The sequence below is a fragment of the Bradyrhizobium sp. 17 genome, from assembly GCF_023073515.1.
In the GTDB taxonomy this organism is placed as follows: domain Bacteria; phylum Pseudomonadota; class Alphaproteobacteria; order Rhizobiales; family Xanthobacteraceae; genus Bradyrhizobium; species Bradyrhizobium canariense_D.
This window is the reverse complement of record NZ_JADPJQ010000119.1, coordinates 138,487-161,095: the sequence shown is the minus strand read 5'-3', so window position 1 is coordinate 161,095 and position 22,609 is coordinate 138,487. Positions and strand designations below refer to the sequence as shown.

The 22,609-nt window shown below is 63.9% G+C and carries 23 protein-coding genes and 1 pseudogene; 17 read left to right on the top strand and 7 right to left on the bottom strand.

Going from position 1 to position 22,609, the window contains the following annotated elements:
* Positions 1-62: 62 nt before the first annotated feature.
* Positions 63-707 (top strand): TetR/AcrR family transcriptional regulator, encoded by a 645-nt coding sequence (locus IVB13_RS28310; RefSeq protein ID WP_018453770.1) that lies wholly within the window; start codon positions 63-65, stop codon positions 705-707.
* Between the two features lie 121 nt (positions 708-828).
* On the opposite strand, the pseudogene IVB13_RS40500 reads toward IVB13_RS28310, so the two are convergent.
* A pseudogene (locus tag IVB13_RS40500) lies at positions 829-2,796 on the bottom strand (cache domain-containing protein).
* A gap of 190 nt (positions 2,797-2,986) precedes the next feature.
* Positions 2,987-3,952 (bottom strand): glyoxylate/hydroxypyruvate reductase A, encoded by a 966-nt coding sequence (locus tag IVB13_RS28295; RefSeq protein ID WP_018453772.1) that lies wholly within the window; start codon positions 3,950-3,952, stop codon positions 2,987-2,989.
* A gap of 144 nt (positions 3,953-4,096) precedes the next feature.
* On the opposite strand from IVB13_RS28295, the gene IVB13_RS28290 reads away from it, so the two are divergent.
* The 4 genes from IVB13_RS28290 to IVB13_RS28275 all read left to right on the top strand — a co-directional run bounded on the left by IVB13_RS28290 (position 4,097) and on the right by IVB13_RS28275 (position 6,862).
* Complete coding sequence (locus IVB13_RS28290) at positions 4,097-4,465, top strand: YciI family protein (RefSeq protein WP_247490992.1); 369 nt, start codon at positions 4,097-4,099, stop codon at positions 4,463-4,465.
* Positions 4,462-5,778: an RNA polymerase sigma factor gene (locus IVB13_RS28285; protein ID WP_018453774.1), complete on the top strand. Its 1,317-nt coding sequence runs from the start codon at positions 4,462-4,464 to the stop codon at positions 5,776-5,778. The genes IVB13_RS28290 and IVB13_RS28285 overlap by 4 nt, the downstream gene beginning before the upstream one ends.
* A 95-nt stretch (positions 5,779-5,873) precedes the next feature.
* On the top strand, positions 5,874-6,410 hold the full coding sequence (locus tag IVB13_RS28280; RefSeq protein ID WP_018453775.1) for an SRPBCC family protein: 537 nt from the start codon (positions 5,874-5,876) through the stop codon (positions 6,408-6,410).
* A gap of 38 nt (positions 6,411-6,448) precedes the next feature.
* On the top strand, positions 6,449-6,862 hold the full coding sequence (locus IVB13_RS28275) for a VOC family protein (RefSeq protein WP_204512222.1): 414 nt from the start codon (positions 6,449-6,451) through the stop codon (positions 6,860-6,862).
* 96 nt (positions 6,863-6,958) lie between these two features.
* Here IVB13_RS28275 and IVB13_RS28270 read toward each other — a convergent pair whose 3' ends face one another.
* The 3 genes from IVB13_RS28270 to IVB13_RS28260 form a co-directional block, all read right to left on the bottom strand.
* The gene (locus tag IVB13_RS28270; protein WP_018453777.1) at positions 6,959-7,312 is read right to left on the bottom strand and encodes a hypothetical protein; all 354 of its coding nucleotides are present in this window, start codon (positions 7,310-7,312) and stop codon (positions 6,959-6,961) included.
* A 434-nt stretch (positions 7,313-7,746) separates the two neighbouring features.
* Positions 7,747-8,184 (bottom strand): hypothetical protein, encoded by a 438-nt coding sequence (locus IVB13_RS28265; protein WP_018453779.1) that lies wholly within the window; start codon positions 8,182-8,184, stop codon positions 7,747-7,749.
* Between the two features lie 81 nt (positions 8,185-8,265).
* Positions 8,266-9,054: an SDR family oxidoreductase gene (locus IVB13_RS28260; protein WP_018453780.1), complete on the bottom strand. Its 789-nt coding sequence runs from the start codon at positions 9,052-9,054 to the stop codon at positions 8,266-8,268.
* A gap of 157 nt (positions 9,055-9,211) precedes the next feature.
* Between IVB13_RS28260 and IVB13_RS28255 the strand changes: the two genes are divergently transcribed.
* From IVB13_RS28255 to IVB13_RS28235, 5 genes are all read left to right on the top strand, one after another.
* Positions 9,212-9,574 carry a nuclear transport factor 2 family protein gene (locus IVB13_RS28255; protein WP_018453781.1) on the top strand — a complete coding sequence of 121 codons (363 nt, stop codon included), beginning with the start codon at positions 9,212-9,214 and terminating at the stop codon, positions 9,572-9,574.
* Between the two features lie 159 nt (positions 9,575-9,733).
* Positions 9,734-10,135: a YciI family protein gene (locus tag IVB13_RS28250; RefSeq protein ID WP_247294054.1), complete on the top strand. Its 402-nt coding sequence runs from the start codon at positions 9,734-9,736 to the stop codon at positions 10,133-10,135.
* A 38-nt stretch (positions 10,136-10,173) separates the two neighbouring features.
* The gene (locus tag IVB13_RS28245; RefSeq protein WP_018453783.1) at positions 10,174-10,536 is read left to right on the top strand and encodes a YciI family protein; all 363 of its coding nucleotides are present in this window, start codon (positions 10,174-10,176) and stop codon (positions 10,534-10,536) included.
* 96 nt (positions 10,537-10,632) lie between these two features.
* Positions 10,633-11,373, top strand: a complete 741-nt coding sequence (locus tag IVB13_RS28240; RefSeq protein WP_085348908.1) for a TetR/AcrR family transcriptional regulator — start codon at positions 10,633-10,635, stop codon at positions 11,371-11,373.
* A 120-nt stretch (positions 11,374-11,493) separates the two neighbouring features.
* On the top strand, positions 11,494-11,979 hold the full coding sequence (locus IVB13_RS28235) for a DUF2852 domain-containing protein (protein WP_018453785.1): 486 nt from the start codon (positions 11,494-11,496) through the stop codon (positions 11,977-11,979).
* A gap of 204 nt (positions 11,980-12,183) precedes the next feature.
* Here IVB13_RS28235 and IVB13_RS28230 read toward each other — a convergent pair whose 3' ends face one another.
* On the bottom strand, positions 12,184-13,347 hold the full coding sequence (locus IVB13_RS28230; RefSeq protein ID WP_018453786.1) for an acyl-CoA desaturase: 1,164 nt from the start codon (positions 13,345-13,347) through the stop codon (positions 12,184-12,186).
* Between the two features lie 314 nt (positions 13,348-13,661).
* Between IVB13_RS28230 and IVB13_RS28225 the strand changes: the two genes are divergently transcribed.
* On the top strand, positions 13,662-14,429 hold the full coding sequence (locus IVB13_RS28225; RefSeq protein WP_247294056.1) for a serine acetyltransferase: 768 nt from the start codon (positions 13,662-13,664) through the stop codon (positions 14,427-14,429).
* A gap of 35 nt (positions 14,430-14,464) precedes the next feature.
* On the opposite strand, the gene IVB13_RS28220 is transcribed toward IVB13_RS28225, so the two are convergent.
* Positions 14,465-14,983: a DUF2231 domain-containing protein gene (locus IVB13_RS28220; RefSeq protein ID WP_018453788.1), complete on the bottom strand. Its 519-nt coding sequence runs from the start codon at positions 14,981-14,983 to the stop codon at positions 14,465-14,467.
* A gap of 496 nt (positions 14,984-15,479) precedes the next feature.
* Here IVB13_RS28220 and tolQ point away from each other — a divergent pair, with 496 nt between their 5' ends.
* The 6 genes from tolQ (at position 15,480) to IVB13_RS28190 (ending at position 22,543) form a co-directional block, all read left to right on the top strand.
* On the top strand, positions 15,480-16,196 hold the full coding sequence (gene tolQ / locus IVB13_RS28215; RefSeq protein ID WP_007596319.1) for a protein TolQ: 717 nt from the start codon (positions 15,480-15,482) through the stop codon (positions 16,194-16,196).
* A gap of 43 nt (positions 16,197-16,239) precedes the next feature.
* Positions 16,240-16,689, top strand: coding sequence for a protein TolR (gene tolR, locus IVB13_RS28210; RefSeq protein ID WP_018453789.1), 450 nt, complete (start codon positions 16,240-16,242; stop codon positions 16,687-16,689).
* Between the two features lie 3 nt (positions 16,690-16,692).
* On the top strand, positions 16,693-17,655 hold the full coding sequence (locus tag IVB13_RS28205) for a hypothetical protein (protein WP_018453790.1): 963 nt from the start codon (positions 16,693-16,695) through the stop codon (positions 17,653-17,655).
* A 41-nt stretch (positions 17,656-17,696) separates the two neighbouring features.
* Positions 17,697-19,043, top strand: coding sequence for a Tol-Pal system beta propeller repeat protein TolB (gene tolB, locus IVB13_RS28200; RefSeq protein WP_026232593.1), 1,347 nt, complete (start codon positions 17,697-17,699; stop codon positions 19,041-19,043).
* Positions 19,044-19,285: 242 nt separating this feature from the next.
* Entirely contained in the window at positions 19,286-21,616 is a 2,331-nt protein-coding gene (locus tag IVB13_RS28195; RefSeq protein WP_018453792.1) for an EAL domain-containing protein, read from the top strand.
* Between the two features lie 162 nt (positions 21,617-21,778).
* Positions 21,779-22,543 (top strand): hypothetical protein, encoded by a 765-nt coding sequence (locus IVB13_RS28190; protein WP_026232594.1) that lies wholly within the window; start codon positions 21,779-21,781, stop codon positions 22,541-22,543.
* The last annotated feature ends 66 nt before the right edge of the window (positions 22,544-22,609 follow it).

The window sequence follows — 22,609 nt, the reverse complement described above, 5'->3', positions numbered from 1 at the left end:
GGCCAGATTGATTTTTGTACTGTCTTGCATATTATGGAGTTGGTCAAGGATTAAATTGCGAAATGGTACAAAAATCGAAGCCGCCAGCTGCTGCCACTGAGCCCAAGCGCCGCGGCCGTCCGCGCGCCTACGAACCCGAGGTCGCGCTCGGCAAGGCGCTCGACCTGTTCCGCACGCAGGGTTTCGCCGCGACCTCGCTCGACGATCTCAGCGAAGCCACCGGCATGAATCGCCCGAGCCTCTATGGCGCCTTCGGCGACAAGCGCGAGCTCTACATCAAGAGCTATCAGCGCTACCGTGAGGACGCGCGCGCATCCATGGTGGAGATCTTTCGACAGGAGATGCCCGTGCGCCAGCGGCTGGAGCGTATCTTCGCCTCCGCGCTGAACATCTATCTGTCCGGCGCAACCGGCCCGCGCGGCTGCTTCACCGTGGTCACGGCGGCCTCCGAAGCGGTCGGCGATCCCGACATCCGCGCCATGGTGCTCGATGGCCTTAACGAACTCGACAAGGCGTTTGCGAGTTGCTTCCGCCGCGCCAAGGAGAAAGGCGAATTGCCCGAAAGCGCCGATCCCGCCGTGCTGGCGCAGCTCGCTTCAGCGACCGTGCACTCAATTGCCATTCGTTCGCGCGCGCGCGTGTCGCGGAAGGATCTCGAGGCGATCGTGAAGGGAGCGATCGACGTGATGGTGGGACGAAAGAGCTAGGCGGTTGCGTGGCGCGAGCTAACGTCGTCCTGGCGAAAGCCAGGACCCCTAGCCACCGAATCTGGTTTGGCGAAGATTCGGAGTTGCCGCCGTCGCGCCGCAGCTCCTCCCTGTAGCCCGCCTACGCCGCGCGAATATGCGCGAGGAAGCGGTCCACCTCGTCCCGCAGCCGCTGCGATTGCTTTGACAGCTCGATCGCGGAGCCCAGCACCTCCTCCGCTGCTGTTCCCGTCGCGGCGATGCCGGCGGTGACGCCTGCGATGTTTTGCGAGACCTCGCCGGTGCGGGCGGCTGCCTGCTGCACGTTCTGGGCGATCTCCTGCGTTGCGGTGCCCTGCTGGCCGACGGCGGCGGCGATCGCGGCGGAGATCTCGTCGACCTCCTGGATCGTTGCGCAGATCGACTGGATGCCGTCCACTGCGCCGGTGGTCTCGCCTTGTACCGCCGTGACCTGGGCGCCGATCTCCTCGGTCGCTTTGGCGGTCTGGGTTGCCAGCGCCTTCACCTCGGAGGCGACCACCGCAAAGCCGCGGCCGGCTTCGCCCGCGCGCGCCGCCTCGATCGTCGCGTTGAGTGCCAGCAGATTGGTCTGCTCGGCGATGCCGCTGATGAAGGAGACGACGTCGCCGATTTTTTGCGCGGCGTCGGCCAGACTTTGCACGCGCTCGTTCGACCGTCGTCCGTCGCTCGCGGCTTTGCCGACCACCGCGGTCGCGTGCGCAAGGCGCCGGCTGATCTCGGTCATGGACGACGACAGCTCTTCCGCGGCGGCAGCGACCGTCTGCACATTTTCCGAGGCGAGCGCCGAGGCCGACGACACCGTGCCGGTCTGCTGCCGCGACCGCTCGACGATATCAGACATCGAGCGCGCCGTGTTCTCCATCTCGACCGCGGCCGAGGAGACCGTGGTGACGACCTCGCGGATGCTGGCTTCGAAATTGTCGGCGAGCGCGGCGAACGCGCGTCGCTTCTCCGCTTCGGATTGCGCCTTAGTGTCGGCCTGTTCGGCCTGGAGCCGGTTGAAGTTGACGGCGTTGTCGCGGAACACCGCGACAGCCTTGACCATCGCGCCGACCTCGTCATTCGCCTTGCTGACGGGGACGGTGACATCGAGGTGTCCGTCGGCCAGCTCGCGCATCACGCTGGTGATGGAAATGATCGGGCGCGAGATGCTGCGGGCGATGAGATAGCCGACGATGGCGGCGAGCACGAGCCCGAGCGCGGCGATGCCGAATGCCAGCAGCCAGGCACGGTCGGCGGAGGCCACATAGTCGGCATTGTCCATCACCAGTTCGACGGCGCCGAGCGGCTTGCCGGAAAAATCCCTGATCGGTCCGAGCAGCGCCGCTACCGGCGTCGTGTCGAGCTTGGCCTGCCGTACCGTGAAGTCGCCGCCGGCGGCGCGGCCGTAATCGGCCGCATCGAAGAAGCTCTTCCCCTTCAGCGTGCCGCCGAACAGCTTGAAGCCGCCGCCGTCCGCGAGATGGAAGGCGATGTCGACATGGCGGTTGGTCTTGAAATCGTCGAGGAAGGACTGGCCGAAGGTCAGGCCAAACTCCACTGAGCCGAGATGCTTGCCGCCTTGCGCGATCGGCACGACGCCGCGGATGCCGAGCCCAGCCAAGCCGCCCTCGAGGCCGACCACGACCTTGCGCTCCTGGTTGGCCATGATCACGGTTTTGCGGAAGCCCGAGAGGTCGTCGCCAAATTTAGCAGGCTAGTGCACGCGCAGGAACGAGGTCGCGGGCGCCACGTGGAACTGGAACTGTTCGACGCCGTACTCCGATTTGGTCGCAGCAAACACCGGCCCGAACAGGCTGATCAGGGCATTGCGATCCTGTTTGGCCATCGCGTCCTGCGTTGCCGGCATCGCGGCGACGACGGCGCTCATGGCGGCGGCGCGCTGGGATTCCTCGGCAATTCGCGACTGGAGCGCGTCGTAATGACTGCGAAGCTCGCGCTGGTCGGCCCGGTCGATGATGCCGGAAATGATCCACATCGCCCCGAGCACGGCGAACAGGGCGGTCGCCGCCGCCGTCACCGCCAGCGCAACCGTGATCCGCATCCTGAGGCCGAGCGTGAAGCGCATGTCCGACTCGTTCGTTGAGCGTTGATTAAGGAGACCTATCAACTTCTCGCTAAGAGAGGGTGAACGGGATGCCGGCCGAGCGGGTGCCTTCGGGGGTGACGGAGTGACCAAAGAAGTCTGGTGTCGTCCTGGCTTTCGCCAGGACGACACGGAGGGTAGGGAGCGGTCGTGCCTTTTTCAGGCGTGCGGCCTAATACCCCCGCGTCCGGTCCACCACGTTCTCCAGCACACCACACGCCTCGAACCGCGCGATCTGCTCGGCGACATAGGCCGAGATCGCGTCGGCGTCGGTGTCGGCGGCGTTGTGCGGGGTCAGCAAAACCTTGGGATGGGTCCAGAACCGGCTGTCCGCCGGCTGCGGCTCCTGTACGAAGACGTCGAGCGAGGCGGCGCCCAGCGTGCCGTCGTCGAGGCAGGCCAGGATGTCGGCTTCATTCTGGAGGCCGCCGCGGCCGGCGTTGATCAGCACGGGCGCACCGAGCGGGCTCTTGCGGTTGAGCTTGGTGAAGACGTCGCGGTTGAGGATGCCGTGTGTATCAGGCGTCAGCGGCAATAGGCTGACGAGAATATCGGTCGTGCGCAGGAACGCGTCGATTTGCCCGGCGCCATGGAAACATTCGACACCCGCGATGATACGCGGGCTGCGGCTCCAGCCGGCGACGCGGAAACCAAGCCGCCGCAGCACATCGGCCGCATCAGTACCGAGCGTGCCCAGGCCCATGATACCCACCGTGACGGCGCTCGCTGGCCATTGATAGGTCGGCTCCCAGCGCTTTTCGCGCTGCGACTGGCGCAGATAAAGCTCCTGGCGGTGGTGCATCAGCACGTGCTGCACGACGTATTCGGTCATGCGGCCGGTCAGATCAGGCACGGCCACGCGCACCAGCGGCACGTTCGGAAGGCTCTTGTCCGCCATCAGCGCGTCGACGCCGGCGCCCAGATTGAAGATCGCACGCAGATTGGGGAAAGAGCCGAGGTCGCCCGGCACCGGCTTCCACACCGCGGCATAATGCACCTCGGCCGGATCGAGCCCGGCATCGGGCAGCAGCACCACGCGGCGGCCGCCGCAGACGGCGTCGAACCGGGCCTTCCAGCGCTCAGGCAGCCAGTTCTGCTGCGTGCTGTTGATCAGGACGGCCAGGGTGCCAACGGTCATTCGAAGTGCCTCTTTAAGTTCCGCTTTTGAAGGCCCTCCTTGGCACGATCTGCCGGATTTTTCTTGCAATTTTTTTCCGCAGCCATGTCGGGGCAAGGCATACTGGATCGTCTTCAAAACAAGCGCTCAGAGAAGGTACTGCCCATGCTTTATGCGATCCTTTGCTATCACGACGAGGACTTCGTCGGCTCATGGAGCAAGGACCAGGACGAGACCGTGATGAAGAAGCTCGCCGTGGTGCAGGAAGGTCTCGCGAAGCAGGGCAGGCTCGGCCCGGTGGCGCGGCTGCTGCCGACCACTGCGGCAGCGACGCTGCGCAAGGAGAACCCGCCACTGGTGCTCGACGGCCCCTACGCTGAGACCAAGGAGCAGTTGCTCGGCTTCTATATCGTGGATTGCAAGAATCTCGATGACGCACTCGATGTCGCCCGCGACCTCGGTGCCGCCAATCCCGGCGGCGCCTACGAGGTGCGCCCCGTCGGCGTGTTCAGTCCCGGAGGGAATCTGAAATGAGCGAAGCCGATACCGCCTGGATCGAGACCGCGCTGACCTCGGCGCGCCCCCAGGCGGTCGGCGCGCTGCTGCGCTATTTCCGCGATCTCGACACCGCGGAGGAGGCCTTCCAGAACGCCTGCCTGCGCGCGCTGAAGACCTGGCCGCAGAACGGACCGCCGCGCGATCCCGCCGCCTGGCTGATCATGGTCGGCCGCAACGTTGCCATCGACGAGGTGCGCCGCACCCGCAAGCAGCAGCCGCTGCCGGAGGACGACCAGGCGATCTCCGATCTCGACGACGCCGAGGGCGCGCTCGCCGAGCGGCTCGACGGCTCGCACTACCGCGACGACATCTTGCGGCTGATGTTCATCTGCTGCCATCCAGGGCTGCCGGCAACGCAGCAGATCGCGCTGGCGCTCCGCATCGTCTGCGGCCTGACGGTGAAGCAGATCGCGCGCGCCTTCCTGGTGTCGGAAGCGGCGATGGAGCAGCGCATCACGCGTGCCAAGGCCAAGGTCGCGGAGGCCGGGACGCCGTTTGAAACGCCGGGCGCGGTCGAGCGCTCGGAGCGGCTCGCCGTTGTCGCGGCGATGATCTATTTGATCTTCAACGAGGGCTATTCGGCGAGCGGCGACACCGCCGAAATCAGAAAGCCGCTGTGCGAGGAAGCGATCCGGCTGGCGCGGCTGCTGCTGCGGCTGTTCCAGAGCGAGCCGGAGATCATGGGACTCACGGCGCTCATCTTGTTGCAGCATGCGCGCAGTGCCTCGCGCTTTGCCGCGGATGGCTCGCTGATCCTGCTGGACGACCAGGATCGTTCGCTGTGGAACGGCACGATGATCGCGGAAGGCCTCGCGCTGATCGACAAGGCGATACGCCATCGCCGCAGCGGGCCCTACCAGATCCAGGCCGCGATTGCTGCGCTGCATGCCCGCGCCTCCACGCCTGAGGAGACCGACTGGGCGCAGATCGACCTGCTCTATGGTGCGCTGGAGGTGGTGCAGCCCTCGCCGGTGGTGACGCTCAACCGCGCGGTCGCGGTTTCCAAGGTGCGCGGACCGCAAGCCGCGCTCGACCTGATCGAGCCGCTGGCGCCAAAGCTTGCCAACTACTTCCATTTCTATGGCGTGCGCGGCGCCTTCCTGATGCAGCTCGGCCGCAACGACGAAGCCCGCATCGCCTTCGACCGCGCCATCGCCCTCGCCAACACGTCCGCAGAAGCCGCTCACATCCGCATGCATCTCGATCGCCTGATCCGGGACAGCCAGCCCAAGGGCGCCAATGGCGGCGCCAGGCAAGACGCTAAGGTCGAAGGCGCAAAGGTGAAGTAGGGAGCGCCTGCCTGGGGCATAACAAATTTTTCCGCTTCGCCTTGTCGGGCCCGGTCCCCTCCCTTCGTCCTAGGAGCGTATCCAGGGAGCCATTCATGCTGAAAGCCATTGCCGTCATCGCCATCCTGCTCGCGGTCGGAATCGTGGGCGTGCTCGGCTTTGCCCTGACGAAGCCCGACACATTCCGCGTCGAGCGCAGCCTCGCCGTGAAAGCGCCGGCCAATGCAGTCTATCCCTTGGTTGCCGATTTCCATCGCTGGACGGCCTGGTCCCCCTACGAGAACCGCGATCCTGCGATGAAGCGGGCGTTTGGCGGCACCGCGCAAGGCAAGGGCGCGACCTATGCCTGGGACGGCAACAACAATGTCGGCGCCGGCCATATGGAGATCCTCGAGGCGAGTGCGTCGTCAAAACTACGCATCAAGCTCGATTTCGAGCGGCCTTTCGAAGGCCACAACACCGCCGAGTTCACCTTTGTGCCGCAAGGCGATGCCACACTGGTCACGTGGGCGATGTCCGGTCCGGCCCCGTTCCTGTCCAAAGTCATGCAGGTGTTCGTCAACATGGACAACATGATCGGCAAGGATTTCGAGGCGGGCTTGGCCAGCCTGAAGAAGCTCACCGAGAAGTAGCGCCGTCACCCCGAACCAAAGCAAAAAGGAGAGAAACGATGCTCAATCCCTATCTGTTCTATCAGGACACCTGCGAAGCGGCGTTCAATTATTACGCCAAGGTTCTCGGCGGCAAGATCGACGCCATGATGCGTTCTTCGGACGCACCGCCGGACATGGCTGCGGCGCCCGGCCGCGAGAAGACGATCATGCATGCGCGGATGTCGCTGCCCGACGGCAGCGTGCTGATGGCCTCCGACGCACCAAGCGAACATTTTCACAAGCCGCAGGGCTTTTCGATCTCGCTCACGGTCGCGGACCCGGCGGAGGGCGAGCGCAAGTTCAACGCGCTCGCCGATGGGGGCAACGTCACCATGCCCTTCAGCAAGACGTTCTGGGCCAAGGGTTTTGGCATGTGCGTCGACAAGTTCGGCATTCCCTGGATGGTGAACTGCCCGGCCGAGGAAATGTGACAGGCGCGATCGCCTGACGCGCTGAACGGCGATCCCCTCTCCTCTACGATGCGGGAGAGGGGCGCCCATGAGGACGTCGCGTCGACCGCGTGCCCCTCAGCGGATCGATCCGGTCACGTCATTGCTCGGTGGCTGGGAGGAGGGAACGCAGCGCGGACAGATCACGAGCTTTGTCCCGAGCTGCCTGTCATTCTCCGCTTCGATTTCGTCATGGATTGCCCACCACGCCGGGGAGTACGGGCGCAAGGTGCCGAGGACTCTCTCCCGCTCCTGATTCGGATCACTCGCCGCGGGAGCTTGGGTCGCCACGCGACGCTTGATGCCGGAGGGACGGTTCGGATCCTGACCGAGGCCGTCCCATGCGATCGGACGGCGATCCTGCGCAGGCGCGACCACGCATCCCATGAGCGTTGCGCAAAAAGTGAGCAAGACGAAGCCGTGTCGGATCATGCCGGACCCTTGGGTGTTGTATGCGACGCGCCAAGTCCGCTTACCGAAGCTTGCGTCGCACCGCTCAAATGGAACCTAAGGGAAACGCGTGGCCGACATGGCCGAATATGAATTCTGCTGTCGCACCACATTGCGAGAGCAGTGAGGCCGCTTCGTGAAATGATGCGGACCGCATCGCACAACAACTGGCGCAATATTAGGCTGTGAACTCCGGGACAGAATCGTTATTTATTCCGTCATAAATTCTAAAAACTGGGGCGGGCGGACTTGGAAGGGGAGCGACCGATGGCGGCGGCGCTGCAGATCAACTTTGCACTTTGGGGTATGCTCATCTGCGCGAGCATGGAATTGACCGAGTTGATCCAGAGTTTTTACTAGAGCTCTCGAAGCAGGTGACCGGCGCAATTTTGCCGGGCACTCGCGTCCGTCGATCATCACCGGCAGCGCGGATAGATCGCGGCGAGGTCGCGTCCCTTCAGCAGAAGCAACCGCGACGAGAGGCCGCCGCGGCGACTGATCCAGTCGCGCACCGGGCCGGGATAGGCCGCAAGCACCGCATCGGATGCTTCCGGCTCGGCGTAGAAGCGTCCGCGCCGATCGACCGAGCGCGCCGCATGGAAGCCGAGCACGGCGCGTTTTGTCACACAAATCCGCTCGCCCGGCACGATGCTCAGTACCAGTGTGCAGGCGGACAGGCAGGGACCGTCGATCACCACGCGCTCGCCGCTCTCGCGCACCTTCTCGAACAAATCGAGGAACGGCCCGACCTGTCCACCGGGCGACTGGATGATGCGGATTTCGGCCGAGGCAGGTGTGGCGGCGAGCAGCGCGGATGCGAGGATCAGGGCCCTGAGAAAGGTGACGCGCCGCATGAAGCCTCCGCGAATTCGAGTCCGTAGGATAGGCCGACGAGAAGAGGTGGTAACGCTTCGCTAGGCCAACCTACGCGGTGCCTACCCGTTCCTCCGCTCGCCGCGCAGCGTCGGCAGGCCGATGCCTGCCGCATCGAAGCCGCCATCGACGGCCAAAATTTGTCCGGTGATGTAGCTCGATCGTTCCGAGCACAGGAAGTAGATGGCTTCGGCGAGTTCCTCTTCCAGGCCGTAGCGGTTGAGCGGAATGGCGTCGTGATAATCGGCGCGGATCTCGCTGGTGTGCACCTGCTTCGCCATCGCGGTGTCGACCGGTCCCGGCGCGACCGCGTTGACGCGGATGTTGAGGGACGCGAGCTCAACCGCGAGCTGCTTGGTAAGGTGCGCGAGGCCGGCCTTGCTGGTGCCGTAGGCCGAGCGCAGCGTCGAGGCGCGCACTGCCGAGATCGAGGTGATGTTGACGATGGCGCCGCCATTGCCGTCGCGCATCAGCGGCACCGCCGCCTTGGTGCAGAGGAACGGGCCGGTGAGGTTGACCTCGAGCACGCGCCGCCAATCGGTCTCCGACGTCTCCATCAGCGGCGCGAACACGGCAACGCCGGCATTATTGACGAGCGCATCGAGCCGGCCAAACCGCTGTTCGACCGTCGTCATCGCGGCGGCAACCGCGGCTGCGTCCGAGACGTCGCAGGTCAACGCCAGCGTGGCCTCGTCCCGGCCGATCTCGGCGACCGCGCAGCCGAGCAACTCGCCCTCGATGTCGATCAACGCCACCCGCCAGCCCTCGCTCAAAAACTTCTTCGCGGTCGCAAGCCCGATGCCACGCGCGGCTCCGGTGACGAGGGCAACGCGGTGCGGGGTAGGGGGCATTGGCTGATCGGTCCTTATGAAAGATTGGGTCGCGCAAACGCGAGCCTCTTTTTACTTCGCTTTCGTCCCGACGAGGAAGGCCTTAACTCGAAGGCACGATGTCGGGACGGTCCTCGATGGATCGTCTTCCAGGGGATCATTGCCAGGGAGATCCGCAATGTCCAACCACGAGCGCCAGATTCGAGACCTTTTCGCCGCTTATCTCGGCAACGACCGGCAACGGGTCGCCGACGCGTTGGCGGACGATTTTCGCTTCACCAGCCCGTTCGACGACGATCTCGACAAGGCGGCTTATTTCGAGCGTTGCTGGAGGGACACCGGCTGGATTGCGCGGCACGACATCGAGCGGATTTTCGTCCAAGGCGACGAGGCCTTCGTCACCTATCTCTGCCTGGCGACAGATGGCAGGAGCTTTCGCAACACCGAGTTCTTCACCTTCGCCGGCGGCAAGATTCGCTGCATCGACGTCTATTTCGGCGCTGCCCGGCAGGACGGGCGTTTCCTGCCGCAGGCGCGCTAGGGCCAGCCAATAATCGCCAGAATAATTTTCGTCACCTGTCGGTTTCGTCAAGGTTCCTTCGTCTTGGAGGTGAGGGTGGGCGGCCCGGGCCGTCGCTCCGCCCATCCGGAGTGGCGCCTCGGCGCGCAACCCGAACGAAAAAGCACGCAAGGAGTGCTCATGCGATTCATGATGCTGATGATCCCGCTCGGCTACGAGACCGCGGCGCCCGACGTTCAACTCGATCCCGAGCGGGTCGCTGCGATGATGCGCTACAACGAGGCGCTGAAGGACGCCGGCGTGCTGATCACGCTCGACGGCCTGCACCCGCCCTCGATGGGCGCGCGCGTCTCGTTTGCGGCCGGCAAGCCCATCGTGACCGATGGTCCGTTCGCCGAGGCCAAGGAGGTCCTGGGCGGCTACTGGATGATCGAGGTTGCCTCGCGTGCCGAGGCGATCGCCTGGGCCAGGCGGTGTCCGGCCGCACCGAACGAAATCATCGAGATCCGTCAGGTGCAGGAGATGAGCGACTTCCCGCCTGACGTGCGGGAGGCCGCCGGTTTCGGCGACCTGAAGAAATAGCCGCAGCTTCGTCTATCCATCACCAAAGGAGAGAACCGATGAGCACCGACACCTATCTCGCCGTTTTCCTCGGCAGCAAGACCAGTTCCAAATGGACCGCATGGAATGCGATGCCCGAGGCCGAGCGCAAGGCGAAAGAGCAGGAGGGCATGGCGGCGTGGAAAGGCTGGGTCGAAAAGCACCAGGGCGCGATCGAGGCCATGGGCGGCCCGCTCGGCAAGACCAAGAAGGTCGACGGCAAGGGCATCGCCGACATCGCCAACGAGATGGGCGCCTTCACCGTGGTGCGCGCAGCGTCCCATGAAGCCGCGGCGAAGATGTTCGAGAACCACCCGCACTTCACGATCTTCCCCGGCGAACGCGTCGAGATCATGCCGGTGCTGCCGATCCCTAGCGGCTAGGATCTCGGGCCGCCTCGCCGGACCGGGAAGAATACGGGCTGATCAACCCGTCGCCGCTAGTGACCTTCACCGCCGGCTCATGTAAAGGTCGTTCACATGAGCTGGCGCAAGGAGACGCGCCGCGCCGAGCGCGGCTATCACCACGGCAATCTGAAGGAAGCCCTGTTGCAGGCCGCCCTCGGATTGATCGCCGAGAAGGGCGCGGCCGGCTTCACCTTTGCCGATGCCGCGCGCATGGCCGGCGTCAGTGCGGCGGCGCCGTACCGGCATTTTCGCGACCGTGAAGAACTGCTGTCCTCGATCGCGCAGCGCGGCTTCGAGCAGTTTGAATCGCGCCTGACCGCGGCTTGGGACGACGGACGGCCCGACACCGTCACGGCGTTCGAGCGTGTCGGCAGGGCCTATCTCGCCTTCGCCCGCGAGGAGCCCGCGTTCTACAACGCGATGTTCGAATCTGGCCTCCCGGTGGATGCCAATCCGGCGCTCCAGGCGGCCAGCGAGCGTGCTTTCAACATCATTCGTGCCGCGGCGGAGCGGCTTGCCGCGCTGGCGCCGCCGGGCACGCCGCGGCCGCCGGCGATGATGATGGCGCTGCACATCTGGTCCATGGCGCATGGCGTGGCCTCGCTGTTCTCCCGCGGTGACGCCGCGCGTCGAAAGCTGCCGATGTCGCCGGACGAGCTGCTCGAAGCTGAGGTGCTGATCTATCTGCGCGGTCTCGGCTTCCCGACCGATCGCCGTCCCCCGGCGAAAAGCGCCGAGCCGCCGCCGGTGCCGCCGGAGGCATCCTCCGGTTCAGGCGTGCCGCCCGGTGGTCCCTGGGGCAAGCCGAAATAAAGTTACCCAAATAATTGCCCCGCCCTGTCAGGCGGTCGGCTTGACAAAACCGCGGGATGATCTACCTATGTAAATGTTATTTACATTCACAACGGCGCTGATGCCGTCATGGAGAGGGAAATGGCCTACACCGCTGATGTCAATCGATGGCGCGGCCCTTCGGACCAACAATACGAGCGCCCCCACATGCTCAATACGCCCTGGCATCCCGGCTGGATCGCCGTGACCATCCTCGGCTTCATCATCTGGTGGCCGATCGGACTTGCCCTTCTCTTTTTCACACTCGGGAGCAGAAGAATGTCGTGCTGGAGCAACCAGGATCGCTGGCAGAACAAGATGGAGCGGATGCAGTACAAGATGGATCGTATGCGCGGCCGCATGGAGCGCCACGGTTTCGGCTTTGGCTTCGGTCCGCCCTCGAGCGGCAACCGCGCCTTTGACGAGTACCGCACCGAGACATTGCAGCGGCTCGAGGAGGAGCAGGTCGAGTTCAAGAACTTCCTCGACCGTCTGCGTCACGCCAAGGACAAGGAAGAGTTCGACCAGTTCATGGCGCAACACAAGACACGCCCGACCCCGCCGCCGACCGACCAGCAGCAAGGTTGATCTCAAGCTTGATCTCGGGACTGACGCCTCTCAAAGCCGTCAGGCGCATGCCCCCAAAGTCCTGATGGCCCCGAGCCGCCCGCCTGCGCAACCCGCAGGCGGGCGGTTTGATTTTGGGAATGCGCGTCAGGCTGCCGCGACCGTCCGGATTGCCTTGGTTTGGAAAAGTCTTGATCTGGAAAGTCCTGGTCCAGAGAGACTTGGTCAGCGCGCCGTGGCGAGCTGCGCGCGAACCGACTCCAGGAAGTGTTCGTAGGCATAGTCCACGATCTCGTTCAGTGATCGCGTTCGCGCAAACATCGCCTTGGCCTCGGCGAGAAACTCGTCGCGGGTCGGAATCTTCGGCAAATGCAGATGCGTCAGTGCATCGACACCTTCGTGCGCGCGACTCAGGATGTCGTGCAGCGTCGGCAGTTGCAACTGGGCCAAATCGGCTCGGCGGAGCGCCGACGAAATCGCATGCGCCAGGGTCTGCGCATCGAACCGTCCGGCAAGCTCGCGGGCCGCCCGGTTGATGACGCGTGCGCCAAGCGGCTGCTCGTTGCGCAGCACCTGCTCGGGTGGCGACTTCATGTTCCAGACGATGCCGAACCAGGACAGCACCTTCAGGATGTAATAGGTGACGTCGATTTCCCACCAGCGAAAACCCTGCCGCACGCTGCTCTGGTAGGCGTGGTGATTGTTGTGCCAGCCCTCACCGAGAGTGAACAAGGCCAGCAGCCAATTGTTGCGTGAATCATCGCCGGTCACGTACCGCTTGCGTCCATGCACGTGGGCGAGGGAATTGATGCAGAAGGTCGCGTGATAGACCAGCACGGTGCTCCACAGGAAGCCGACGACGAGACCGGACCATCCGCCAACCAGGAAGCAGAGCGCAGCCAGCGTGACGGCTGGCAGGAGTTCCAGGCGATGCAGCCACATCAACTCCGGATAGGCGGCGAAATCTCCGACTTTCACGAGGTCGGTGCCATCGTGCTCCCTGTAAAAAATCCAGCCGAGATGACTGTAGAGGAAGCCTCGATGACGCGGCGAATGCACGTCGTCTTCGGTATCGGAATGCAGATGATGATGTCGATGCTTGGCCGCCCACCACAAAACGCTTTTCTGCGCGGTGCTTTGCGCAAGCCAGGCCAGGATGAACTGAAACACTCGACCGGTCGCAAAAGCCCGATGGGAGAAATAGCGGTGGTAGCCTGCTCCGATCGCAAACATACGGACGACATAGAGTGAGGCGCAGATCGCGATGGCCTGCCAGGTAACGCCGGTCCAGATCGCAGCAATGCAGCCGAGATGGACCAGCAGGAACGGCAGGGCGGAGGGATACATGATGTCGTCGTGTTGGTCGTCAGCGGGGGCGTTGGGCGACATGTATTGGCGTGACCTTGGAGGACGGGGATTCGGGATTCGCTTCGGCAGCACTGAGGGCCGCTGTGTGCGACAATCCCGGGGATGGCGGACCACTGCGGGGCTTTGAACGAGATGCTTTGCCTGAGCAACCCGGGCCAGCGCGGCAGCACGAACCTGAGACCATAGCTACGGGCGGAACTCGGCTGCCTCCATATATATGATCCCGACTGCTTGGCATGCAAGCTCGTAGCCTCACGGGGTGCGTGGCGCGCGGGCTGCCGACGGCCTATAGCCGACAGTGAAAAGGAAGCGTCAAAATACCGCAGGCAGCAACGATGGCGGAAGCGGCGATGATGGCGAGCGAAACCCTCTGGCAGAAGATCCGCGACGAGGCGCAGCGCACCGCGGCAGCCGACGCCATATTCGGCAAGGCTCTTGTCGGACTCATCCTCGTCCATGACGATTTTACCGCCGCACTGTCCGACCTGATCGGACGCCGGCTTGGCGACAGCGAGGTCGAACGCGCGCGCTTCACGACATTTTCCCGCGACGCCTTCAATGGTCAGCCGGATCTGATCGAGGCGGCCGGCCGCGACTTGCAGGCCATCGTGCTTGGCGATCCCGCCATCAGCGGAGTGTTGGCGCCGCTGCTGCACTTGAAGGGCTACGTCGCCTTGCAGGCGTGGCGCGTCTCGAACTGGCTCTGGCATCACGACCATGGTGACGCGGCGCTGCTGTTTCAGAACGAGGCGTCGAACGTCCTGCAGGTCAGCATTCATCCGGCGGCGAGCTTGGGATCGTCGGTGTATCTCGACCACGCCACCGGCATCGTGATCGGTGCCGATGTGGTGATCGGCGACGAGGCCACCATCCTTCAGAACGTCAGCATCGGTCGTGGCACGGAACTGCCGGCGCGCTCGCCTCGCATTGGTCGCGGCGTGTTCATCGGCTCCGGCGCGACAATTCTCGGCAACGTCAGAATCGGCGATTTTGCAAAGATCGGCGCCGACACCGTCGTGACGAGCGACGTGCCCCGGGGCTGCACCGCAATCGGCAATCCGGCGCGGCTGACCAATTGCCCAGAGCCCGCTTCCGCGGCCTGACTCGCCGTCACGTCATCAGGCGACGTGCTCCTCGTTCACGCGGCGCGGCGGCGGCTCTCGCCGCCATGACGCGGGCTGACCGGCTCCGAACTGGTCTGGCCCGGCGCGTCCAGCACCGCGACGTGATGCCGGTAGACCAACTCCCAGCCCTTCCAGCCCGTGAAAAGCAGAATGCCGACCACGACTAGGGACAGCGCCACGCCCCACGGCTTGATTGCAGCTTCCGCGCCTTGCGCGTAGCGGAGGTAGAAATTGATCAGGGCCAGCACGACGGCTACGAGATTGCCGATCATGTGATACCAGGCGTCATTGAGGCTGCGGATGCGGGCGTCGCTGAAGAAGTCGGTGAAGCCGGCCACGGCCGCAACGAGCGCCATCACAATACCGGCGCCGATCAGCCAGATCGCGGCTCTGGCCCAAAAGCCGTCACCGGTGCCGATGAAGGCGAGATCGGCGATGGGCGCGCCGACCAGGAAGGCGACGGGGAACGGGATGATCATGGGGTGGAGCGGATGATCGCCGACCGCGGCGGTCGTCTTGGGGTTGATGCTCATGGCAAAACCTCGCGAGAAGTGATTTTCCAGACAATTTTTCGGACGGAGGCTGGTTCCTCTGACCGGGATAGCGGGCTCCGCTCCTGATGCGCACGGGAAAGCGGAACTCTGCTGTCCCGGGCGCAGCGCACCGTCCCGTCGGGAACACGGCCCGCCCGCCGCGCCTCCCATCCCCCTGTGCGACCTCCCTTTCCCGCACTCAAATTCGTCTGCGGTAACCCAGCATTAACCATCGCCGGGCTCTGGTAATTGCGGACAATCGCGCGCCCAAAGCCTGAAGTCTGAGCCTTGGGGTCGGGCCCATAGTTTTGACATCTTGGCAGGGAATGCAGGCGGCCGGCTTTGGACGAGCCCTGCACCCCAGAAAGACAAGGCTTTGAGCGGGCTTGCCGGCCGCGCCGGTTCTAGCGCGGCTATTGGGGAACCGGCGGCCATTTGCTGGCCGGGACATTAGGTCGGGACATCAGGTAACGATCGCCTTGAGAGGATACTGCTTATGAATCCGGCCGACGTGGCTCAGTCAGCCCTTCCGGTTGCCGCTTCCGCGGACGTGTCGCTGATCGCGCTGTTCTGGCAGGCTCACTGGATCGTGAAAGCGGTGATGCTGGGGCTTCTCGCCTGCTCGGTCTGGGTCTGGGCGATCGCCATCGACAAGATCTTCCTGTTTGCCCGCACCCGCCGCTCGATGGACCGTTTCGAGCAGGCTTTCTGGTCCGGCGAGTCGATCGAGGACCTCTATCGCACGCTCTCGGCCAAGCCGACACATTCCATGGCGGCCTGCTTCGTCGCCGCGATGCGCGAGTGGAAGCGTTCGTTCGAGAGCCAGGCCCGCTCGGTCGCAGGCCTTCAGATGCGCATCGACAAGGTCATGAATGTCTCGATCGCCCGCGAGGTCGAGCGGCTGGAACGCCGGCTGCTGGTGCTCGCCACCGTCGGCTCCGCAGGCCCCTTCGTCGGCCTGTTCGGCACCGTCTGGGGCATCATGTCGAGCTTCCAGTCGATCGCGGCGTCGAAAAACACCTCTTTGGCGGTGGTGGCCCCTGGCATCGCGGAGGCGCTGTTTGCGACCGCCGTCGGCCTTATCGCCGCCATTCCTGCCACTATTTTCTACAATAAGTTCACCTCCGAGGTGAACCGGCAGGCCCAGCGGCTCGAAGGCTTCGCCGATGAATTTTCAGCCATCCTGTCGCGCCAGATCGACGAGCGGGGCTGACGGACGGCATGTATAGTGTGAAGGGCAATTTGGGCACCAGACCATGGGCATGAACGTTGCGAGTTCGTCCGGAGGCGGTGGGCGCCGTGGCCGGCGCAAGCCGGTCGTGGCCGAAATCAACGTCACGCCGATGGTGGACGTGATGCTGGTGCTGCTCATCATCTTCATGGTCTCGGCGCCGATGTTGACGGTCGGCGTGCCGCTCGACCTGCCGCAGACCCAGGCCAAGAGCCTCGAAAACAACGACCAGAAGCCGATCCAGATGTCGGTGGACATCAAGGGCAAGGTGTTCATCAACGACGCCGAGATCGCGATCAACGAACTGATCCCCAAGCTGAAGGCGATCACGGACGCGCGCGGCGGGCTCGAGGAACGCATCTATTTGCGTGCCGACAAGAAGGCGGATTACGGGACGGTGGCCAAGGTCATGGGCCAGTTGTCCGGCGCAGGCTTCAAGAAGCTGGCGCTCGTCACGGAAGCGGATCAGGGGTAAACCGTGAAGGTGAAGGTCGACAAGACACTCGTTGCGTCGATTGCCCTCCACGTCCTCGTGCTGGGATGGGGGCTCGTCACCTTTAGCAGCAGGGCTTTTGTGCCGGCGGAAGAGTCGCTGCCGATCGACATCATCTCCACCGATCAACTCGCGCAGATGATGTCGGGGCAGAAGACCGGCGACAAGAAAGAGCCGAAGCCGAAGGTCGAGAAGATCGCGGAAGCCAAGCCCGAGGAAGACGCTGTCGGCAAGGTCACCGAGAAGAAAGAGCTGATCAAGACCAACTCGACGCCGGAGCCGCCGCCAAAACCCGTGGAGAAGCCGGTCGAGAAGAAGCCCGAGCCGCCCAAGCCCGTCGCTGAGGCGAAGCCCAAGGAAGAACCGAAGCCGCCGGAAAAAAAGCCTGACCCGGCCAAGGAAGATCCGATCGCCGAGCTGCAGAAAAAGCTCGAAACCAAGAAGCCGCCGCCCAAGCCGCCGGAGCAAAAGGTCGCGGCGGTGCAGCCGCAACAGCAGCTGCCGAAGCCCAAGGAGCGCAGCTTCGATCCCGCGCAGATCCAGCGCGATCTCGACAAGCGCGCCGCGACCCGGCACGAACTCGCCGGCTCGACGCTGAATGCGTCGGCCTCGCTGGGATCGACGACCGGAACGGCCGCCAACAACATTGCGACCTGGCGGGGCGCGTTCCAGGGGGCGGTGAAGCGCTGCTTCACGCCGACCTATAACGGCCAGGATGCGGATCAATACGAAGCCGACATCGACATTCCCATGAAGATCGACGGATCGCTCGCGTCCGAGCCGATCGTCGTCGCGGTGAGGGGACCGTCGCGATCGATCGCACAGGCGGTGGCGGAGAGTGCCAGACGCGCCATCGTGCAGTGTCAGGTCTATTCGTTCATGCCGAAGCAGCAATACGAGAGCTGGAAGCTCATTCCGATGACTTTCGGCCTGAAAGACATGTTGTGACATCCGAACAAAAGAATTTTGCGATGAATGACGTTCGATCGATGAACCGCCGCCGCTTCATGACCCTGACCGGATCGACGCTCGCGATGCTGGGGGGCGGACAAGCCTTGGCCCAGCAGCCGCAGGGACGGCTCCGCATCGATCCCACCGAGTTTCGGCCGATTCCGATTGCGATCACCAATTTTGTGCCGGGCTCGCCGGCCGACGGTGACGTCGGCAACGGCGTCACCCAGGTCATCACCAACAATCTGAAGCGCTCGGGCCTGTTTGCGCCGGTCGACCAGGCCGCCTTCATCGAGCGCATCAGCAACATCGACGTCGCGCCGCAGTTCGAGAACTGGAAGACCCTGAACGCGCAGGCCCTCGTCACCGGCCGCATGACGCGGCAGCCGGACGGCCGCCTCAAGGCTGAATTCCGCTTGTGGGACGTCGTCACGGGCCAGCAGCTCGCCGGCCAACAATATTTCACCTCGCCGGAATATTGGCGTCGCATCGCCCACATCATCTCCGACCAGATCTATGAGAAGCTGACCGGCGAGAAGGGCTATTTCGACAGCCGCGTGGTGTTCGTTGACGAGACCGGGCCGAAAGAGCGCCGCGTCAAGCGGCTCGCGATGATGGACCAGGACGGCGCCAATGTGCGCTATCTGACCCGCGGCTCCGACCTCGTGCTGACGCCGCGCTTCTCGCCGAACTCGCAAGAGATCACCTACATGGAATTTGGCCAGGGCGATCCGAAGGTCTACCTGTTCAACATCGAGACCGGCCAGCGCGAGATCGTCGGCAACTTCCCCGGCATGACCTTTGCGCCGAGGTTCTCGCCGGACGGCCAGCGCGTCATCATGAGTCTGCAGCAGGGCGGCAATTCCAACCTGTTCGTGATGGATCTGCGCTCGCGCTCGACCACGCGCCTCACCGACACGCCCGCGATCGACACCTCGCCTTCCTACTCCCCGGACGGCACCCGCATCTGCTTCGAGTCCGATCGCGGCGGCAGATCGCAGATCTATGTCATGGCCGCGGGCGGCGGAGCGGCGCAGCGCATCTCTTTCTCCAAGGACGACAACAACGCCACCTATTCGACGCCGGTGTGGTCGCCGCGGGGCGATTACATCGCCTTCACCAGGCAAGGTGGCGGGCAGTTTTCGATCGGCGTGATGAAGCCGGACGGCTCCGGCGAACGGCTTCTCACCTCCGGCTATCATAACGAAGGTCCGACCTTCTCGCCGAACGGCCGCGTGCTGATGTTCTTCCGCGATCCGGGCGGCAGCGGCGGGCCGTCGCTGTTCTCCGTCGACATCTCGGGGCGCAACGAGCTGAAAGTGCCGACGCCGGGCTTCGCCTCCGACCCGGCATGGTCGCCGCTCTTGTCCTCGACATCGGGCTAGCCGCCGCCCCCGGCGCGCGATGATTTGACCGCGCGCCTTTTCCGAAAACTTGGCGAGATGTTTCCCCGCGATAATTGTTCTTTAAGGTTGCACTAGGCAAACTTTTCCCATGGGTTTGTTTCTATTGATGTATTCCGACTATTGGTCATTCAAAACAACTCGACTTTAACGATGTTCCCTCAGAAAGACTTCATACCGGATCGGTAAAACTGCGCTCCAGACAGGACGCGCGTAAACACCAGATGCAGTTTGCAAGTCAGAGCGGAGAGCCGGAACAGCGGCCGCCGAAAACTTCGGCGGCGCAAATCGATTCGCTGTTCGAAGCGCCTGGCCCGTTGCTGGCGGGACTCATTTTCGTGTCGATTGGTGCGGCCCTCACCGCGCTGAGGACGGGCGAGCCGCTGATCTGGGCGTGCGTCGCACTTCTGATCCTGGCCGGGACCGCGCGGGCGATCGACCTGCGCCTCTATCAGGCACGTCACGCGGTCATGACCGTCGAGGCGGCCGCACGCTGGCAGAAGCGCTATCAGATCGGAGCAAAGATCCAGGCGGCTGCGATCGGCATCTGGTGCGCCACCACCCTGTTGGCCACGGACGACGCCGTGGCCCACATGATCGCCTTGTCCGTCACGACCGGAATCGCGGCAGGCGGCGCGGGCAGGGCATATGGCCGGCCTGCGATCTTCCACCTCCAGGCCGTGCTGATCTTCGGCCCGGCCGTGCTTGCCTTGGCGCTGCGTGGAACACCCTACTACATCGCGATGGCGCTGGTCAGCGCCGCGTTCCTGATGGCGATCATGCAGCTCTCGGTGAATCTGCATCGAATCTTCATGGGAGCGGTCGTGGCACGTGAGCGTGAAGCCGCGCTCGCCGGCCAGTTCGATACGGCTCTGAACAACATGCCGCACGGCCTCTGCATGTTCCGCGTCGACGGACAGCTGGCGGTCATGAACCACCGCTTCGGCGCAATGATGAATCTGCCGGAAGGTCTCGCGCAGCGCGGGGTCAACGCGCGTGACATCGTCGCGGCGTGCGTGAGCGCGGGATCCATCTCCGCTGGGAGCGGCGAGCGAATCGTCGCGGACATCGAGAGTTCGCAAGCCAAGGAGATCATCACCGCCGATCCCGATACGCAGCGAAACCGGTCGTTGTCCTGGACTGTCCAGCCGATGGCTGACGGTGGCGCGGTGGTGCTGCTCGAGGACATTACCGAGCGACGTAGCGCCGAGGCCAAGATCACGCATCTGGCGCGCTACGACGACCTCACCGCGCTGCCCAACCGCGTTCATTTCCGCGATGAGATCGAAAGGCTGCTGGCGATCTCGCACGGCGCCGAGCGCCTGTCCGCGCTGCTGTTCGTCGACCTCGACCAGTTCAAGCAGGTCAACGACACGCTCGGCCATCCCTGCGGCGACCAGCTCCTGTGCGCGGTCGCCAACCGTCTGCGCGAGATGCTGCGCCCCGAGGATTTCGTCGCCCGCTTCGGCGGTGACGAATTCGTCGTGTTCCAGGAGAACATCTCCTCGCCCGAGGACGCCGCTGCGCTGGCGCGCCGGATCGTCGAACGGCTGAGCGAGCGTTACCGCATCGACAATCATCTGGTCGAGATCGGCGCCAGCGTCGGCATCGCATTGACCTTGCCGGAGGGCATCAGCGCAGACACGCTGCTCAAGAATGCCGACATGGCGCTGTACCGGGCCAAGGCCGACGGCCGCGGCACCTTCTGCTTCTTCCGCGACGAGATGGCGGCGACCGTCGAGGCGCGCCGCATCCTCGAGCTCGATCTGCGCAAGGCGCTCGCCAACGAGGAGTTCGAGCTGTTCTATCAGCCGCTGGTCAATCTGAAATCCGGCAAGATCACGACGTGCGAGGCGCTGCTGCGCTGGAATCATCCGGTGCGCGGCACGGTCTCGCCGATCGACATCATCCCGGTCGCCGAGGACATGGGGCTGATCGTCGATCTCGGCCGCTGGATCCTGCGCCGCGCTTGCATGGAATGCATGAAATGGCCGGAGGGCGTCAGCGTCGCCGTCAACTTCTCGCCGCAGCAATTCCACCAGCGCGACGTCTTGAGCGAAATCCGCTACGCGCTCGAGGTTTCGGGGCTCCCGGCGCATCGGCTGGAGATCGAGATCACCGAATCCTCCCTGTTGCGCAACACCCAGCTCACGCACGACATCCTGTCGCAATTGCATGCGATCGGCGTGCGCATTTCGCTGGATGATTTCGGCACCGGCTATTCGAGCCTCAGCTACCTGCACAATTTCCCGATGCAGAAGGTGAAGATCGACCGCTCCTTCCTCGAGGGCATCGATGCCGACCGGCCGCTGACGCTGCTGCGCGGCGTAGCGCGGCTGTCGGCCGATCTCGGCATGGCGGTCGTGGTCGAGGGCATCGAGACCAATGATCAGCTCGAGTTGATCAGCGCCGACGGCACCGTGACCGAAGGGCAGGGCTATCTGTTCAGCCGGCCGGTGCCGGCAGTCCGGATTCGCCAATTGCTCAATGCCTCGCATGGCCGCCGCGGGGCTGAGGACCACATCGTCATGGTGTCCTCGCGATCGATCGCCTGATCTTTCTCCGCCTCGCTCCTTCAACGCATTTAGCTCTCGTTCGCCCGTGTTTTTGCGGGCTGCAAAGGTTAACCCTAACGTTTCTAAGCCTTTGCAATTCCGTTAATGAACCATTAATCTCCTCACACTCGCAGAAGTTGCTTTGGAGTGTAGGGGTACTGGATGACGTCTGGAGCTGAACCGCAAACGGTGCTCCTTCCGCGGGGAGCCGCTCTGTTTGACCGCATCGATTACCGCCTGATCGAAACTCCCGAGGACCGAGACAACCTCTATTTGATGCGGTACCGGGCCTATCTGCACGCCGGTCTGATCGAGCCGTCGGAGTCGCGGCGCGTAACCGATCGCTTCGACGATGCGCCCAACACCTGGAATTTCGGGGTCTATGTCGATGGAGAGCTCTGCAGCTCCGTTCGCATTCACGTCCTGACGTCGGACTGGCGGATGTCCTACACGACCGAAGTGTTTGGCGACGTGCTGCATCCCCGCCTCGACCGCGGCGAAGTTCTCATCGATCCATGCCGGTTTGTTGCCGATCCCGAAAAGCACCAGCGTTTTCCGGAGCTGCCCTATCTGACGGTGCGGCTGGCCTTTGTGGCCTGCGATCATTTCAACGCCGATACCGGGCTGGCCATGATCCGGACCGACCACCAGGCGTTTTATCGTCGCATCTTCCTGCACGAGACCATTTCACCGGAGCCACGCGGGTTTCCGGGCTGGCCCACCAAGAAGGCCGTGCTGATGGCGTCCGATTTCCGGAACCAGCGGGAAAAGGTCCTGACGCGCTTTCCGATCATGCGCTCCAGCGCGTTTGAGCGGCGCATGCTGTTTCAACGCAGCAGCCCCCGCCAGGCTGCCGCGCGCCCGGTGTCGCTGGCCACGCAGCGGCCCCCGGACGTAGCCGTCTCGGCAACGGGTTCTGCCCGCTAGGCCCCACGCGACGAGCCTAAAATTCCAGCAAAGGCCGCGGTTTTTGCCGGTCGTTGCGGCTTGCCT